12 protein-coding genes and 1 tRNA gene are annotated in these 17,439 nt (G+C 67.1%); 6 read left to right on the top strand and 7 right to left on the bottom strand.

Features of this window, described 5'->3' with window-relative positions; all coding sequences use genetic code 11:
* Positions 1–8: 8 nt before the first annotated feature.
* The gene (locus KVT39_RS13705; protein WP_034183537.1) at positions 9–473 is read right to left on the bottom strand and encodes a rhodanese-like domain-containing protein; all 465 of its coding nucleotides are present in this window, start codon (positions 471–473) and stop codon (positions 9–11) included.
* 405 nt (positions 474–878) lie between these two features.
* Here KVT39_RS13705 and glnA point away from each other — a divergent pair, with 405 nt between their 5' ends.
* From glnA to KVT39_RS13725, 4 genes are all read left to right on the top strand, one after another.
* Positions 879–2,294, top strand: coding sequence for a type I glutamate--ammonia ligase (gene glnA / locus KVT39_RS13710; RefSeq protein ID WP_034183538.1), 1,416 nt, complete (start codon positions 879–881; stop codon positions 2,292–2,294).
* A 160-nt stretch (positions 2,295–2,454) separates the two neighbouring features.
* Positions 2,455–3,597: a nitrogen regulation protein NR(II) gene (gene glnL, locus KVT39_RS13715; protein WP_034183539.1), complete on the top strand. Its 1,143-nt coding sequence runs from the start codon at positions 2,455–2,457 to the stop codon at positions 3,595–3,597.
* A gap of 46 nt (positions 3,598–3,643) precedes the next feature.
* Positions 3,644–5,161 carry a nitrogen regulation protein NR(I) gene (ntrC, locus tag KVT39_RS13720; protein ID WP_034183540.1) on the top strand — a complete coding sequence of 506 codons (1,518 nt, stop codon included), beginning with the start codon at positions 3,644–3,646 and terminating at the stop codon, positions 5,159–5,161.
* An 89-nt stretch (positions 5,162–5,250) separates the two neighbouring features.
* Entirely contained in the window at positions 5,251–7,368 is a 2,118-nt protein-coding gene (locus KVT39_RS13725; protein ID WP_217589364.1) for a prolyl oligopeptidase family protein, read from the top strand.
* Between the two features lie 22 nt (positions 7,369–7,390).
* Here KVT39_RS13725 and xth read toward each other — a convergent pair whose 3' ends face one another.
* Entirely contained in the window at positions 7,391–8,167 is a 777-nt protein-coding gene (gene xth / locus KVT39_RS13730; RefSeq protein WP_034183542.1) for an exodeoxyribonuclease III, read from the bottom strand.
* 183 nt (positions 8,168–8,350) lie between these two features.
* On the opposite strand from xth, the gene KVT39_RS13735 reads away from it, so the two are divergent.
* Positions 8,351–8,427, top strand: a tRNA-Met gene (locus KVT39_RS13735).
* A 107-nt stretch (positions 8,428–8,534) separates the two neighbouring features.
* On the opposite strand, the gene KVT39_RS13740 is transcribed toward KVT39_RS13735, so the two are convergent.
* Positions 8,535–9,227, bottom strand: a complete 693-nt coding sequence (locus KVT39_RS13740; RefSeq protein WP_217589365.1) for an aspartate/glutamate racemase family protein — start codon at positions 9,225–9,227, stop codon at positions 8,535–8,537.
* A 137-nt stretch (positions 9,228–9,364) separates the two neighbouring features.
* Here KVT39_RS13740 and dinB point away from each other — a divergent pair, with 137 nt between their 5' ends.
* A complete protein-coding gene (gene dinB, locus KVT39_RS13745; protein WP_175749895.1) occupies positions 9,365–10,528 on the top strand; it encodes a DNA polymerase IV in 1,164 nt (387 codons plus the stop codon).
* A gap of 63 nt (positions 10,529–10,591) precedes the next feature.
* Here dinB and KVT39_RS13750 read toward each other — a convergent pair whose 3' ends face one another.
* The 4 genes from KVT39_RS13750 to fixL all read right to left on the bottom strand — a co-directional run bounded on the left by KVT39_RS13750 (position 10,592) and on the right by fixL (position 17,183).
* Entirely contained in the window at positions 10,592–12,679 is a 2,088-nt protein-coding gene (locus KVT39_RS13750) for a M3 family metallopeptidase (RefSeq protein ID WP_175749896.1), read from the bottom strand.
* 262 nt (positions 12,680–12,941) lie between these two features.
* A complete protein-coding gene (gene folD / locus KVT39_RS13755) occupies positions 12,942–13,802 on the bottom strand; it encodes a bifunctional methylenetetrahydrofolate dehydrogenase/methenyltetrahydrofolate cyclohydrolase FolD (protein ID WP_131945853.1) in 861 nt (286 codons plus the stop codon).
* Between the two features lie 229 nt (positions 13,803–14,031).
* Positions 14,032–14,670 carry an oxygen response regulator transcription factor FixJ gene (fixJ, locus tag KVT39_RS13760; RefSeq protein WP_006493245.1) on the bottom strand — a complete coding sequence of 213 codons (639 nt, stop codon included), beginning with the start codon at positions 14,668–14,670 and terminating at the stop codon, positions 14,032–14,034.
* Positions 14,667–17,183 (bottom strand): oxygen sensor histidine kinase FixL, encoded by a 2,517-nt coding sequence (gene fixL / locus KVT39_RS13765; protein ID WP_034183547.1) that lies wholly within the window; start codon positions 17,181–17,183, stop codon positions 14,667–14,669. The genes fixJ and fixL overlap by 4 nt, the downstream gene beginning before the upstream one ends.
* Positions 17,184–17,439: the final 256 nt, after the last annotated feature.

A 17,439-nucleotide genomic window follows, 5' to 3' on the forward strand; every position in this document is an offset into this window, starting at 1 on the left:
GTGCGCCTTCAGGCGCCGATCCATGGCAGTTTGCGGAAGCACCAGCCGTCGACCGTCTTGCGGTGGCCTTCGGCGTCCTTTGCACCCTCGAAGCCTTCGAGCAGGTCGAACGCCTTCGTGAAGCCGGCCTGCGACGACGCGACCGCGGCGAGCTTCGAGCGCGCGGCGCTGCGGCACAGGAACAGCACGGGCGTATCGGGCGCGATGGCCGCCTTCAGTTCGTTGACGAATTCGGCGTTCGGCACGCCGCCCGGGTAGCGCGTCCATTCGAGGTGCAGGTACTGGCCGTCGCCGACGAGCGGGCGGCCGATCCAGTCGAGTTCGGCACGGGTGCGCACGTCGACGAGGCGCGCCGACGGGTCGAGCTGCAGCAGTTCGAATGCCTCGACCGGCAGCAGCGCGCCGGCGTAGTTGAGCGCGCCTTGTGCGCGGCGTTCGTCGGCCTTCGCGTAAAGCTGGTCGAGCGTACTCATGGTGGGAGTCTCCTGATCGGTCAAACGAACATTCTAGCGCGGCGCCGCGGCCCGGATGTCCGCATGCGGCACGGTGGACGCACCGCACACGCGCTCACCAAAAGAGTGCAGAATTGCACGCATGCACCAGAATGATTCGACGGGCGCGGCGCATCGCGAAGATTGCACCATTGCGGTGCTTCCGGTTGATGGCCGGTGCGGCGCCAGGCCCCGGAATCGCGCAGCGCAGCCCCGTCGCGGCGAGCGCCGGCGCGATTCGTGCCAGTCTTGCGCATGGGTGGCACGGAAGCTGCTTTATAGAATTCGGTCGAATCGGGGCGCGCTGCGCCAAAGCAAGACCCCGATCAGCTCGATAAACGAGGCGGTTCCCAGTCCGCCGGAATTGTTCAATCAGGAGAAGAGGTTATGAGTAAAACCGTCGCCGACGTCATGCAGCTCGTGAAGGACGAGGACGTCAAGTTTGTCGATTTCCGCTTCACGGATACGCGCGGCAAGGAACAGCACGTGTCGGTGCCGGTTTCGGCGTTTGACGAAGACAAGTTCGAAAGCGGTCATGCATTCGACGGTTCGTCGATCGCGGGCTGGAAGGGCATCGAGGCGTCGGACATGCTGCTCATGCCGGACCCGAGCGCCGCATTCGTCGACCCGTTCTATGAAGAGTCGACCCTCGTGCTGACCTGCGACGTGGTCGAGCCGGCCGACGGCAAGGGCTACGAGCGCGATCCGCGTTCGCTCGCGAAGCGCGGCGAAGCGTATCTGAAGAGCACGGGCATCGGCGACACGGCCTACTTCGGTCCGGAACCGGAATTCTTCATTTTCGACTCGGTCCAGTGGAACACGGACATGTCGGGCTGCTTCGTGAAGATCAACTCGGAAGAAGCGCCGTGGTCGTCGGGCAAGGAATTCGAAGGCGGCAACACGGGCCACCGTCCGGGCACGAAGGGCGGCTACTTCCCGGTCGCGCCGGTCGACACGTTCCAGGACATGCGTTCGGAAATGTGCCTGCTGCTCGAACAGCTCGGCATCCCGGTCGAAGTGCACCACCACGAAGTGGCGGGCCAGGGCCAGAACGAAATCGGCACGAAGTTCTCGACGCTCGTGCAGCGTGCGGACTGGACGCAATGGTCGAAGTACATCATCCATAACGTCGCGCACTCGTACGGCAAGACGGCGACGTTCATGCCGAAGCCGGTCGTCGGCGACAACGGTTCGGGCATGCACGTTCACCAGTCGATCTGGAAGGACGGCCAGAACCTGTTCGCGGGCAACGGCTACGCCGGCCTGTCGGAACTGGCGCTGTTCTACATCGGCGGCATCATCAAGCACGCCCGTGCGCTGAACGCGATCACGAACCCGACGACGAACTCGTACAAGCGTCTGGTCCCGCACTTCGAGGCACCGGTCAAGCTGGCCTACTCGGCACGCAACCGTTCGGCATCGATCCGCATTCCGCACGTGTCGAACCCGAAGGGCCGCCGCATCGAAACGCGCTTCCCGGATCCGATGGCGAACCCGTACCTGTGCTTCACGGCGCTGATGATGGCCGGCCTCGACGGGATCCAGAACAAGATCCATCCGGGCGAAGCAGCGGACAAGAACCTGTACGACCTGCCGCCGGAAGAGGATGCAAAGATCCCGACCGTCTGCGCGGGCCTCGACCAGGCACTCGAAGCACTCGACAAGGATCGCGAGTTCCTGACGCGCGGCGGCGTGTTCACGGACGGCATGATCGATGCGTACCTCGCGCTGAAGGAGCAGGAGCTGGCGAAGTTCCGCATGACGACGCACCCGATCGAGTTCGAGATGTACTACTCGCTGTAATCGGCGATGGCGCTTCGATTCAGCGCCTTTTTGCCGGTTCGTTCCCGTCGCGCAGCCTGCGGCGGGAGCGGCGGAGTCTGAAAGGGGCGGCGTCCAGCCGTCCCTTTTTTGTTCCGACGATTTTCATTTTCTGGCCCGTTGAGGCGCGACAAGCACGCAGATGGTTCTGAAGAATCTGATCAAGGCGAAGACGGGGCAGCCCGAGCGGCTGACGGACGACGAGCGGCTTGCGCGTTCGGGCCTGCTTGCGGGGCTAGAAGCGCTGCCGACGGTCGTGATCGTGCTCGACCGCAAGACGCTGCGGATCGCGTTCGCGAACCCGTCGGCGGAGGCGATGCTCGACATCTCGCGCAGGCAGCTCGCGCAGCGGCCGTGGGGCGAGATTTTCCCGAACGCGAACGAGCTCGCATCGACGATCACCGCGATCGGCGAGGAGCGCTTTCACGCGACGCACCTCGATACCGTGCTCGACCGGCCCGGCCGCGAACCGCTGCACGTGCACGCGATCGTCGGCTTCCTCGAGACCGCGCCCGATTTCGTACTCGTCGAGCTGTTCGAGAACGAGCGTCAGTCGCGCACCGATCGCGAGGAGCGCATTCACGACCTGACCGCGGTCAACAAGCAGTTGATCCGCAACCTCGCGCACGAGATCAAGAACCCGCTCGGCGGAATTCGCGGCGCAGCCCAGCTGCTCGAATTCGAGCTCGGCGAGCGCGAGCGCGGCGAGCTGCGCGAATACACGCAGGTGATCATCAAGGAGTCCGACCGCCTGCAGACGCTCGTCGACCGGTTGCTGGAGCCGCATCGGCATCCGCACATTGTCGGCGACGTGAACATTCATGAAGTGTGCGAACGCGTGCGCGCGGTGATGCTCGCGGAATTCCCGCGCGGGCTCACGATCGAGCGCGACTACGATGTGAGCGTGCCGGATCTGCGCGGCGACAAGGAGCAACTGATCCAGGCGCTGCTCAACATCGTGCGCAACGCCGCGCAGGCGCTGCGCGAACGGATCGCGCAGGGCGACGCAAAGATCGAGCTGCGCACCCGCATCGCGCGCAAGATCACGATCGCGAAGCGCCTGTACAAGCTGGCACTGGACTTGCACGTGATCGACAACGGGCCCGGCATTCCGGAAGAGATCCGCGACCGGATCTTCTACCCGCTCGTGTCCGGGCGCGACGACGGCAGCGGCCTCGGCCTCACGCTCGCGCAGACGTTCGTGCAGCAGCACGACGGGATGATCGAGGTCGAGAGCCGGCCCGGACGTACCGAATTTCAGATTCTGCTGCCGCTCGACCATTGAGCGGCGACAGCACGATTCACCGGATTCACCCATACCTGACCGACCTATGAAGCCGATCTGGATAGTAGACGACGACCAATCGATCCGCTGGGTGCTTGAAAAGGCACTCGCCCGGGACAGCTTCGCGACGAAGAGCTTCGCGAACGTGCGCGACGCGCTGGCCGCGCTCGACCACGAGACGCCGCAAGTGCTCGTGTCCGACATCCGCATGCCGGGCGGCTCGGGCCTCGAGCTGCTGCAGGCGATGCACGAGCGGCTGCCGGGCCTGCCCGTCATCATCATGACGGCGTTCTCCGATCTCGACAGTGCCGTCGCGGCGTTCCAGGGCGGCGCGTTCGAATATCTCGCGAAGCCGTTCGACGTCGACAAGGCGGTCGAGCTGATTCGCCGCGCGGTCGAGGAAAGCCTGCGCGGCGGTGCGCCGCAGGACGAGCGCGTCGCCGAGGCGCCCGAGATGCTCGGCCAGGCGCCCGCGATGCAGGACATGTTCCGCGCGATCGGCCGCCTGTCGCATTCGGCCGCGACGGTGCTGATCACCGGCGAATCGGGCACCGGCAAGGAACTCGTCGCGCGTGCGCTGCACCGTCACAGCCCGCGCGCGAACGGGCCGTTCATCGCGCTGAACACCGCGGCGATTCCGAAGGACCTGCTCGAATCCGAGCTGTTCGGCCATGAGCGTGGCGCGTTCACGGGCGCGCAGACGACGCGGCAGGGCCGCTTCGAGCAGGCCGAGAACGGCACGCTGTTCCTCGACGAAATCGGCGACATGCCGTTCGACCTGCAGACACGCCTGCTGCGCGTGCTGTCGGACGGGCAGTTCTATCGGGTCGGCGGACACAACCCGCTGCGCGCGAACGTGCGCGTGATTGCCGCGACGCACCAGAATCTCGAATCGCGCGTGCGGCAGGGGCTGTTCCGCGAAGACCTTTACCACCGGCTCAACGTGATCCGGCTGCGCCTGCCGCCGCTGCGCGAACGCAGCGAGGACATCGCGCTGCTCACGCGCCACTTCCTGCAGAAGAGCGCTCGCGATCTCGGCGTCGAGCCGAAGCGCGTGTCCGACGATGCGCTCGCATACCTGACGTCGCTGGCGTTTCCCGGCAACGTGCGGCAGCTCGAGAACCTCGCGAACTGGCTCACCGTGATGGCGCCCGCGCAGACGGTCGAGATCAAGGACCTGCCGCCCGACCTCGTGCCGGCCGGTGCTCCGGTCGTCGCGACGGGCGACGGCGCGGATGCGCGCGGCAGCGGCGGCGATGCGGCGCTCGCGCAACCGATGATCGGTGCGGCGCCGGTGGCGTCCGCGCCTGTCGCGGCCGCGCCGAGCGGCGGCGCGCCGGCCGGCTATCCGGTGTGGGAGCATGGCCTGCGCACCGAAGTCGCGCGGCTGTTGCGCGAGAACTCGGCCGACGTGATGGACGAGCTCGCGCGCCGCTTCGAGGCGGCCGTGATCCGCGAGGCGCTCGACTTCACGCGCGGCCGCAAGGTCGAGGCCGCGGAGCGGCTCGGCATCGGCCGCAACACGATCACGCGCAAGATCCAGGAACTGCACCTGGAGCCCTGAGCACGATTCGCGGCATGCGCGGGCGTCGCGCATGCCGCGATCGGACATAATCGCGGTTTGCACGCAGTTTCCCAATCCGCCGATCCGCAATGTCCGATTCCTTCCGCTGGCCCGCCGGGGCCGACCCGTTCCGTTTCCTCGAAGCGCTCGACAGCAAGCGCGCCCGCACGTGGGTCGACGAGCAGAATGCGCGCACGCGCGCCGCGCTGCGCGACGACGACGCATTTCGCGCGCTCACGGCGCGTCTCGCAAAAGCCTATCTGCCGCGCGAACGCCCGGTGATTCCGACTCGCTGGCGCGACTGGGCCTACGACCTGTGGCAGGACGATCTCCATCCGAAGGGGCTGTGGCGCCGCACGCGCTGGGACGACTGGCGCGCCGGCCGTCCGGCGTGGGAAACGCTGCTCGACGTCGACGCGCTCGGTGCCGAGGAGGGCGAGTCGTGGGTGTTCGAGCAGGACGCGATCCTGTATCCGGACGGCGATCGCGCGCTGCTGTCGCTGTCGCCGGGCGGCGCCGACGCGGTCGTCGTGCGCGAGTTCGATCTCGTCGAGCGCCGTTTCGTCGATGGCGGTTTCACGATCGACGAGCCGGGGCATCACACGATCGGCTGGATCGACCGCGATACCGTCTACGTGAGCTGGGATCGCGGCGAAGCGCATACGACCGCGGCCGGTTATCCGTATGAAGCGCGGCGCTGGGCGCGCGGCACGCCGCTTGCCGACGCGCCCGTCGTATTCCGCGGCGAACCCGACGATATCAGCGCGGGCGCTGGGTTCGATCCGATCGACAACCGCCATGTTGCATGGCGCAGCGTCGATTTCTTCGACGCGCATGCGTACCGGCTGACGGACGCGGGCGAGTGGGCGCGCTACGACGTGCCGACGCATGTCGAGGTCGGGTTCTGGGAGGGTTGGCTCGTGCTGGAGCCGCGCCTCGACTGGGACTGCGGCGGCGTGCGCCATGCGGGCGGGTCGCTGCTCGCGATCCGCGAGCAGGCGTTCCTGGCCGGGTCGCGCGAGCTCACGACGCTGTTCGCGCCGCAACCGTCGACGTCCGCCTGCACGTGGACGCACACGCGCACGATGCTGATCGCGAGCTGGCTCGACGACGTGCACAACCGCACGATGCTGTGGCAGCCGCGGCAGGCCGACGACGGCACGTGGACGTGGGATGCGCGGCCGTTCGACTGGCCGGGCGACGCGCAGATCGACGTCGAGCCCGTCGAGTCGACGCTGAACGACGAAGTCTACGTGGACGTCGACACCTATCTCGATCCGCCCGAATGCTGGCTGGCCGATCTTGCCGATCGCGCGGCCGATGCGCCGTCGCGCCGCGTGCTGCTCGACCGGCCGCCGGTGCAGTTCGATGCGGCCGGGCTCGTCGTGCGTCGCGCAAGCGCGCGCTCGCGCGACGGCACGGTGGTGCCGTACACGCTGATCGGGCCGCGCGATGCGCTGGACGCCCTCGATGCGCCCGGCGGCGCCGCGCGCGTCGCGCGGCCGTGCCTGCTGTCGGGTTATGGCGGCTTTGCGATCCCGAACCTGCCGGGCTACAGCGATGCGTTCGGCATCGGGTGGCTCGAGCGCGGCGGCGTCTTGGCGTTCGCGCACATCCGCGGCGGCGGCGAGTTCGGGCCGCGCTGGCACGTCGACGCGCAGCGCGAACACCGGCAGCGTTCGTTCGACGACTTCATCGCGGTGGCCGAGGATCTGGCTGCCACCGGCGTGACGACCGCCGCGCAGCTCGGGATCGAGGGCGGCAGCAACGGCGGGCTGCTGGTCGCCGCGTGCATGGCGCAGCGGCCGGAGCTGTTCGGCGCGGTGCTGTGCCGCGTGCCGCTGCTGGACATGCGGCGTTATCCGAAGCTGCACGCGGGCGCCGCGTGGCTCGACGAATACGGCGACCCGGACGATCCGCGCGAGGGCGCGGCGCTGGCCGCGTATTCGCCGTATCACCGCGTGCGCGAAGGCGTCGCGTATCCGCCGCTGCTGCTGACGACGTCGACGCGCGACGATCGCGTGCATCCCGCGCATGCGCGCAAGATGGCCGCGCGCATGCATGCGCTCGGTCACGAACGGGTGTGGTACTGGGAGAACACCGACGGCGGCCACGGCAGCGCCGACGATCTGGAACGCGCCGAATCCGACGCGGCCGAATTCGGGTTCCTGTGGGCCCATCTCGGGCCGGCGCCCGCGCGGCGCTGAACGCGCGCGGGCTACTGCGCGATCAGCCGACGACCGCGACGACGGGCGTGTGGTCGGACGGCTGTTCCCACGTGCGCGGCGTGCGGTCGACCTCGCACGACGTGCAGGTTGCGGCGAGCGCCGGCGACAGCAGGATGTGGTCGATGCGCAGCCCCGCGTTGCGGCGGAACGCCATCATCCGGTAGTCCCACCACGTGAAGGTCTTCTCGGGCTGTTCGAAGCGGCGGAACGCATCGACGAAGCCGAGCTCGATCAGCTTCGTGAAGTGCGCGCGTTCCTGCGGCGACACGAGGTTCTGGCCTTCCCATTTCGCGGGATCGTGCACGTCGCGGTCTTCCGGCGCGATGTTGTAGTCGCCGAGCAGCGCGAGCTTCGGGTGGCGCTGCAGCTCGGTGCTCAGCCATGCGTGCAGCGCGTCGAGCCACTGCATCTTGTAGACGAACTTGTCGGAGTCGAGCGCCTGGCCGTTCGGAAAATAGGCGGACACGATGCGCACGCCGTCGATCGTCGCGGCGACCACGCGCTGCTGCGGATCGTCGAAGCCGGGAATGTTGCGCACGATGTCCGATTCGTCGACGGACAGCGTGTCGCGCGCGAGGATCGCGACGCCGTTGTAGGTCCTCTGGCCCGTGAACCAGCTGCGGTAGCCGATCGCTTCGAGATCGGCGCGCGGGAATTTCTCGTCCGGCAGCTTCAGTTCCTGCAGGCACAGCACGTCGGTGCCGCTTTGCGCGAGCCAGTCGAGCACGTGCTGCTTGCGGACGTTGAGCGAGTTGACGTTCCAGGTGGCGATTTTCATGAACGGGAGTATGCGTGCGGGGTGAATGCGAAGGCCGCCATCTTACCGCGAGCACGCGGCGCGAACGCGCGCGATGCGCGACGCGGCGAAGGTGTCGCGCATCGCTGGATCGGGGAGGGGAGAAGAAATTGTGACAAAAGTGTTGACGTAAGTACTCCCTCACCCTATAATTTATTTCTCTGACGCGGGGTGGAGCAGTCTGGCAGCTCGTCGGGCTCATAACCCGAAGGTCGTAGGTTCAAATCCTACCCCCGCAACCAAGCACACCAGACGATGTGCAGCGCAAGTGACCGATGCGCGCTTCGTCGACAGGAACCCGGCCTCGTGCCGGGTTTTTTGTTTTCTGCGCGCGCATCGTTGCGCGTCGCTATTGCGCAGCCCACTCAACGGCCGCCTTCGCATGCAGCGCGGTCGTGTCGAATACCGGCAGCGGCGAGTCGTCCGCGCCGATCAGCAGCGTGATTTCCGTACAGCCGAGGATCACGGCCTGCGCACCGCGCTTCACCAGTCCTTCGATGATCGTCACGTACGTCGCGCGCGATTCGGGCGAGATGACGCCGTGACACAGCTCGTCGTAGATGATCCGGTGCACGTCGTCGCGCCCGCGTTCGTCCGGTACGAGCACGTCCATCCCGAACTTTTCGCGCAGCCGGTCCGCATAGAACGGTAGCTCCATCGTATAGCGCGTGCCGAGCAGCGCGACGCGCTCGACGCCCGCGTCGCGCAGCGCGGTGCCCGTCGGATCGGCGATGTGCAGGAACGGCAGCGTCACCGCGGCTTCGATCGCGTCGTGCACGCGGTGCATCGTATTGGTCGTCAGCACGACGAGATCGGCGCCGGCCGCTTCGAGCTGCCGCGCGGCGTCGGCCATCCGTTCGCCGAGCGCGGCCCAGTCGTGCGTGCGCTGCAGCGCTTCGATCTCCGCGAAATCGACCGTCACCAGCACGCTCTTCGCGTTATGGTGCCCGCCATGCAGCGCCTTCGAATGCCGGTTGATCATCCGGTAGTACTCGGCCGACGATTCCCAGCTCATTCCGCCGATCAGTCCGATCGTCTTCATTCGTCACCTTTGCGTTTCGTGTGTCGCGGCAGACGAGTATAGGCGCCGCTCTCCGCGCACGACCGGTACGATCCGCGCAAAGCGGGCCGGTACGGCGCAGCCGGGCGCGGCTGCACGCGACAGTTGAAACCGGCACTGTGTTTTTGTACAGTATCGGCACCGTGAACCCGACCACCATTCCGCCTGCCGATCCGCACGCACCGCCGCCTGGCGACGCGCTGCCGCGCATGCGCAAGATCATTCACTGCGATTGCGACTGCTTCTACGCGTCGGTCGAGATGCGCGACGACCCGTCGCTGCGCAATCGGCCGCTCGCGGTCGGCGGCCGGCCCGACCAGCGCGGCGTGATCGCGACCTGCAACTACGAGGCGCGGCGCTACGGCGTGCATTCGGCTATGTCGTCGGCGCTGGCGATGCGCAAGTGCCCGGACCTGCTGATCCTGCCGTCCGCGATGGACAAGTACCGCGCGGCGTCGCGGCAGATCATGGCGATCTATCGCGACTACACGCCGGATGTCGAGCCGCTGTCGCTCGACGAGGCGTACCTCGACGTCAGCGGGTCCGAGCGGTGCCAGGGCAGCGCGACGCTGATTGCGCGGGAGATCCGCCAGCGCGTGCACGACACCGTCGGCGTGACCGTGTCGGCCGGCGTCGCGCCGAACAAGTTCATCGCGAAGATCGCATCCGACTGGAACAAGCCCGACGGCCTGTTCGTCGTGCGGCCGCACGAGATCGACGCGTTCGTCGCGGCGCTGCCGGTGCGCAAGCTGCACGGCGTCGGCAAGGTGACGGCCACGCGGCTCGACAGGCTCGGCATCCAGACCTGCGCGCAATTGCGCGACTGGCCGCTGATCGACCTGCACCGCGAATTCGGCGCGTTCGGGCGGCGGTTGTACGAGCTGTCGCGCGGGATCGACGAGCGGCCCGTGCAGGCCGACCAGGAGCGCAAATCGGTCAGCGTCGAGACGACTTACGTGACCGACCTGACGACGCTCGAGCAATGCGCGGAGGAAATCCGCCGCCTGGTTGTGCAGCTCGACGCACGAATCGCGCGCGCGGGTGCCGCGCGGTCGATCCGCAAGCTGTACGTGAAGATCCGCTTCGCCGATTTCCAGCGCACGACGGTCGAGTGCGTGGCCGAAGCGACGAATGCGGATACGGCCGTCACGCTGCTCGCGAAGGGGCTGCAACGGCGCGCGCAGGCCGTGCGGCTGCTCGGCGTCGGCGTACGCATCGACGAGGACACGGCCGAGCGTCACGGGCAGTTCTCGCTGTTCGACGACGCATCGCCCGCACCATGAAAAAAGGCACCGCCGAAGCGGTGCCTGTCGATGCAGCCCGAAGGGCCGGGCGGCGCGGCGTGCTCAGTGCGCGGGCGCGGCCATCCCGTTGTGGCGCAGCAGCGCATCGATTTCCGGCTCGCGGCCGCGGAACGCCTTGAACGAATCCATCGCCGGACGGCTGCCGCCGACCTCGAGGATTTCGCGGCGATAGCGCGTGCCGGTCGCCGCGTCGAGCACGCTGCCACTCGCGGCGGCCGCTTCCTCGAACGCCGCGTACGCGTCGGCCGACAGCACCTCGGCCCACTTGTAGCTGTAGTAGCCGGCTGCATAACCGCCCGCGAAGATATGGCTGAACGTGTTCGGCCAGCGCGAGAACGCCGCCTGCGGGATCACGTGATAGCGCTCGTTGATCTCGCGCGCAAACGCGGTCACGCCGGTCGAGCCCGCCGGGTCGAAGTCGACGTGCAGCAGCATGTCGAACATCGAGAACACGATCTGGCGCAGCGTGCCGAGCCCGCTCTGGAAATTCTTCGCGGCGATCATCTTGTCGAACAGTTCGCGCGGCAGCGTGGCGCCCGTGTCGACGTGCGACGACATCGACGACAGCACGTCCCATTCCCAGCAGAAGTTCTCCATGAACTGCGACGGCAGCTCGACCGCATCCCATTCGACGCCGTTGATGCCCGACACGCCGAGCTCGTCGACGCGCGTGAGCATGTGATGCAGCCCGTGGCCGAACTCATGGAACAGCGTGATGACTTCGTCGTGCGTGAAGCACGCGGGCTTGCCGCCGACCGGCGCCGAGAAGTTGCAGGTCAGGTACGCGACCGGCGTCTGCACGGTGCTGCCGCGCTTCGCACGCGAACGCGCGTCGTCCATCCATGCGCCGCCGCGCTTGCCTTCGCGCGCGTACAGGTCGAGATAGAACTGCGCGACGAGCGAGCCGTCGCGGTTCTCGACGCGGAAGAAGCGCACGTCCTTGTGCCACACCGGTGCGTCGTCCGGCTTGATCCGCACGCCGAACAGCGTCTCGGTGACGGTGAACAGGCCCTTCAGCACGGCCGGCTCCGGGAAGTACTGCTTGACCTCGTTTTCCGAGAACGCATAGCGCTGCTGGCGCAGTTTTTCGGCCGCGTACGCGACGTCCCACGGCGCGAGTTCGGCGAGGCCGAGTTCCTTCGCGGCGAATGCGCGCAGTTCGTCCCAGTCCTTGTCCGCGTGCGGGCGCGCACGCGTCGCGAGATCCTCGAGGAATGCGATCACCTGCTGCGGCGATTCGGCCATCTTCGGCGCGAGCGACACTTCGGCGAAGTTGCGGTAGCCGAGCATCTGCGCCTCTTCGCGGCGCAGCTTCAGCTCGTCGGCGACGATTGCCGTGTTGTCCCATTCGGCGTTGCCGCCGCCGTACTGCGGCCCGAGTTCCGACGCGCGCGTCGCATAGGCGCGGTAGAGCGTCTCGCGCAGCGCGCGGTTGTCCGCGTACTGCAGCACCGGGAAGTAAGACGGGAAGTGCAGCGTGAATTTCCAGCCGTCCTTGCCGTCCTTCTGCGCGGCTTCGCGGGCGGCTTCGATCGCGTCGCCGGGCAGGCCGGCCAGTTCGGCCTCGTCCTGCGCGAAGTACGCGTACGCGTTGGTCGCGTCGAGCACGTGGTCGGAGAACGCCTTCGACAGCGCGGCCTGCTGTTCCTGCAGTTCCGCGAAGCGCGGCTTCCGGTCTTCGGGCAGTTCGGCGCCCGACAGGCGGAAATCGCGCAGTGCATTGTCGAGGATCTTCTTGCGCTCGGCGGACAGCGTCGCGTATTCGGCACTCGCGGCGATCGCCTTGTATTTCTCGTACAGCGCGAGATTCTGGCCGACGCTCGACCAGAACTCGGTCACGCGCGGCAGGTTCTCGCCGTATGCGGCCCGCAGCTCGGGCGTGTCGGCGACCGCGTTCAGGTGACCGACGATGCCCCATGCGCGGCCGAGCGGCTCCGTCGCCTGCTCGACCGTCTCGACGACGGCGGCCCAGGTCGACGGCGTCGCGGGCGCGCTCGCGGCCTCGACCGCGCGGCCGGCTGCGTCGAGCAGCGTATCGAGCGCGGGCGTCACGTGTTCCGGTCGGATTTCGCCGAAGCGGGGCAGGTCGGAGAAGTCGAGGAGCGGATTGGTATTGGCGCTGGCGGACATAAGACTCCCTGTCTGTTGCCGGATGAACCGGGATGAAAAGGGTAACGGCGCGATGGCGCCCGATACCGACATTATTGGGGCGCATCGTGCGCTTTCCAATCGTTAGTTTCTAACGGCGCGATTGACGCAGGGTCGGATGCGGGGGAAGGCCGTCGAGCAACGTGCAGCCGGCGTGGTGCAGCCGGCGCGGTGCGGCTGGCGCGGTGCGGCTGGCGAGACGCCGGCGCACGGAACCGCGCGCCGGCTGAACGGGCAGGGGGGGTCAGGCGGCCGCGGCGGCGGCGCGCTCGGCGGCTTCGATCGTGTTGATCAGCAGCATCGTGATGGTCATCGGGCCGACGCCGCCCGGTACCGGCGTGATGTGGCCGGCGACTTCCTTCACGCCCGCGAAATCGACGTCGCCGCACAGCTTGCCCGCGTCGTCGCGATTCATGCCGACGTCGATCACCGTCGCGCCGGGCTTCACCATGTCGGCCGTCAGGATGTTGCGCTTGCCGACCGCGGCGACCACGACGTCGGCCTGCCGCGTGTGCGCGGCGAGGTCGCGCGTCTTGCTGTGGCAGATCGTCACGGTCGCGCCGGCTTCGAGCAGCAGCATCGCCATCGGCTTGCCGACGATGTTCGAGCGGCCGATCACGACCGCGTTCGCGCCCTGCAGCGCGATGTCGTGCGCCTCGAACATCTTCATCACGCCGTACGGCGTGCACGGGCGGAACAGCGGCTTGCCGGTCATCAGCGCGCCGGCGTTGGCGACGTGAAAGCCGTCGACGTCCTTCTCCGGCGCGATCGCCTCGATCACCTTGTGGCTGTCGATGTGCGCCGGCAGCGGCAGCTGGACGAGGATGCCGTGGATCTTCGGGTCGCGGTTCAGCTCGTCGATGCGTGCGAGCAGGTCGGCTTCCGACAGCGTTGCCGGATACGCGTCCTTCAGCGAGAAGAAACCGTTGTCCTCGCACGCCTTGATCTTGTTGCGCACATAGACTTCGCTCGCCGGGTTCTCGCCGACGAGGATCACCGCGAGGCCGGGCTGGTGGCCGCGTGCGGTCAGGGCGGCGGCGCGTTCGGCGGCCTGCGCGCGCAAGGTCTTCGAAAGGGCGTTGCCGTCGATGAGGAGGGCTGTCATGGTGGTGGGTCCTGCCGGGAAGTTGGAATGCGTGCGTACGGCACCGAAGCGCCGCAGCAAAACACGCAATTATACCGTTCGCCTGCTGCCGTCCGACAGCGAATAAGCGGAAAGCGTCATGGCCGCAGCGCTCGCGCGCCGGGAGGAAAGGCCGCCGCCGCGCGAGTGGGCCGCATCGCGCGGGGCGGCTGCGGGCCGGGCGGGCAGTGCCGCCGCGGCCGGCGAGCGCTCAGGCCTGTTTCTTCGACAGCGCGAGGCGCAGCAGGTCGGCCACCGTGTTGACGTTGAGCTTTTCCATGATGTTCGCGCGGTGCGCTTCGACCGTCTTGATGCTGATGCCGAGATCGTCGGCGATCTGCTTGTTCAGGCGGCCCGCAATGATCCGTTCGAGCACCTGCTGCTCGCGCGCGGTCAGCTTCGACAGGCGTTCGCTCGCGGCGCGCTGTTCCTGGACGCTCTTGCTCTCGCTTCGGGCCTTGTCGAGCATCCGCTCGACGAGCTTGCGCAGCTCGGCTTCGTCGAACGGTTTCTCGATAAAGTCCATCGCACCCTTTTTCATCGTCGACACGGCCATCGGCACGTCGCCGTGCCCCGTGACGAAGATGATCGGCAGCGCGGCGTTGTCGGCGATCAGGCGTTCCTGCAGTTCGAGGCCGCTCATGCCCGACATCCGCACGTCGAGGATCAGGCATGCGATCTGGCCGGCCTGCTGCGCAGGCTGGTATGCATCGAGGAATTGCTCGGCGCTCGAGAAGCATTGCACGCGATAGCCGTTCGCCTCCAGCAGCCAGCGCAGCGAGTCCCGTACGGCCTCGTCGTCGTCGACGACAAAGACGGTTTCCTGAGTGGTGGTGACAGGGCTATTCATAGTTCTCCCGTTACGGTATGTGATGCCGATGCCTCGCGCCCCCCTTGGCCGAGATCAGCGGGTTCCCCAATGGGCAGGCTGCAGTGGAACGTCGCGCCGGAAATGCGGCCATCCGGCTCGACGTTGTTGACCACCCACAGACGCCCCCGATGCGATTCGATGATCGAACGGCAGATGTTCAGCCCCATGCCCATGCCATCGGACTTGGTGCTGTAAAACGGTTCGAACAGGCGTTCGGCGGTCGCTTCGTCGACGCCCGGACCCTGGTCGATCACGCGGATGTCGACGAATCCCGCATCGATGTCGGCGACGACGCGGATCACGCCGTCCGCCGACGCCGGCTTCACGTCGGCCATCGCCTCGGCCGCGTTCTTCATCAGGTTCATCAGCACCTGCTCGATCAGCACGGGGTCGACATAAATAATAGGCATTCTTGCGAGGATTTCCGTGACGATCCGGATCCTGCGCTTCCTGGCCTCGATTTCGGCGAGCCCGACCGCGTCGGCGACGATGTCCGCGACGCGCGCCGGCTGGCGCTTCGGCTCGCTGCGCTTCACGAATTCGCGGATCCGCTTGACGATCATCCCCGCCCGCAGCGCCTGCTGCGCGGTCTTTTCCAGCGCGGGCTGCAGCGTCTCGGGCGTGCCGCGGCCGCTCTTGACGAGCGCCAACGTGCCCGAGCAGTAGTTGTTGATCGCGGCGAGCGGCTGATTCAATTCGTGAGCAATCGACGACGCCATTTCACCCATCGTCATCAATCGGCTCGTGAATTGCAGCTTCTCTTCCTGCTGGTGCGCGAGTTCCTGCGCCTTCTTGCGGGTCGTGATGTCGGTCGCGATCTGCATCTGCGCGAGATGGCCGTCCACCCACTGGATGTACTGGCGGCGCACCTCGAACCACTTCTGGATGCTCTCGACGTACACCTCCTGCGCATCGGCGGTGCTGCTCGTCAGCGCGGCGGCCGGCAGGCCCGCGAATGCGTCGACCATGTCGATCGAGTCGGACGATGCCTGCGCGCGGTCGAAGCCGCCGCCCGACAGCTCGAGATGGCCGTCGGGGCGGATGCCGAACAGGTGGCGGTAGTAGCGGTTCGCGAACAGCAGCTCGGCCTCGTCGGCGGCCAGCACCGACACCGCGGCGTCGAGGCTTTCGAGCACCGTCGTGAAGCGCTCGTGCGCGGCCGCGAGTTCCTCGCGCGCGCGCTTCGGCTCGGTGATGTCGGTCATCGACGACATCCAGCCCGTCTGGCGGCCGGAACTGTCGATCAGCGGCGATACGTACAGGCGCGCATGGAACAGCGTGCCGTTCTTGCGCCGCACGCGCAGCTCGAACCCCGAGCTCGGCGCCTTGCCGCGCAGCGTCATGTCGAGCTGGCGCTGCATTTCCGGGTAAGCGTCGCGCGGCCAGTACGGGAACGGCGCGACCTTGCCGACGAGGTCGGTTTCGTCCCAGCCGGTCATCCGGCAGAACGCGGGGTTCACGTGCGTGATGCGGCCGTGCATGTCGAGCACGCGCATGCCGATCAGCACCGAGTTTTCCATCGCACGGCGGAAGAACGCTTCCGCGTACAGCGCCTGCTGCGCCTCGAAGCGCTGGCGCGTGTGCTTCCACAGGCTCCAGAGGCTCCACAGCACGAAGCACGACAGCCCCGCGACGAGCCACACGAGCGTGTTGTTGGTCAGGTTCGTGAGCTGCGGGAACGCGTACACGCGCACGGTCAGCCCCTGGCCGGGCGGATCGAGCGGCAGGTCGTAGTGCGAGTCGCGCGGCAGGCGCGGGCGCGTCGACGTGGACGACAGCTCGCGGTTGTTCGAGTCGGTGATCGAGATCTTGTACTTCGACGATAGCTCCTGCGGGATGTCGTGCTTCAGGATGCCTTCGACCGAGAACACCGCGGCGATCGAGCCGAGATATTCGCGGTCGCCGCGCATCACGGGTGTCTGCAGCGTGATGAAGCCGTTGCCGAAGTCGTCGTAGATCAGCGGCGAATAGGCCTGGCGGCGCGTGCTGCGCGCTTCGTCATAGGCGCCGCGCACGGCGTCCTGCATCTGCGCGTCGCCGGGCTTCGCGAGCCGCTGGCCGAGCAGCGGCGGATGCACGGCCGGCCAGCGCTGCACGCCGGGCGATGTGTACCAGTTCAGGTAGAGGATTTCCGGATGCGTCTGCATCACGTCCGCGACGGCCATCTGGAACGCGTTCTGGTCGAGGCGGCCCGACGCGAGATCGCGCGACAGCGCCTGGAGCTGCTCCTGCGCGCCCGTCATCGACAGGCGGATCTGCTGCTGCGCCCACGCGACGTTACGGAAGAGGGTGTCTTCCTGCTGCTGCTGTTCGCGGCGATTGAGGCTCCACAGGATGAGGCTCATCACCACGAGGAACACGAGGATCGACAGCAGCGGCGTCAGCAAATAGGAATTGGACCACCACGGTCCGTGGTGCCAACGGGACGGCTGCGACTCCGCCGGCGGGCCCGACGGTCGCGCCGAGCGTGCGAAAAGCCGATCGGTCAACATGGCAGGATTGTAGCGCAGCGCAATACATGGAAAACCCATACCGGATATGTTGAACGGAAACGGATTTATGCCGCCGGGACGTGCCGCGGAGCCCCGAAGCATGGGTGCGGCGCAGCAATATTCCGCATTACGAGAAAAGATCTCACGATTCGAAAATTTTGTTGCGCGGGCCCGCGCACGCTCATTACAATCCGCTGGAGCTTGCCCGCAGCCGGTCGCGTCGCGTCGTCTGCACGAGAGCGATCCTCACATTCCA

Origin of the sequence: Burkholderia sp. GbtcB21, assembly GCF_019091065.1 — a bacterium.
In the GTDB taxonomy this organism is placed as follows: Bacteria; Pseudomonadota; Gammaproteobacteria; order Burkholderiales; family Burkholderiaceae; genus Burkholderia; species Burkholderia pyrrocinia_C.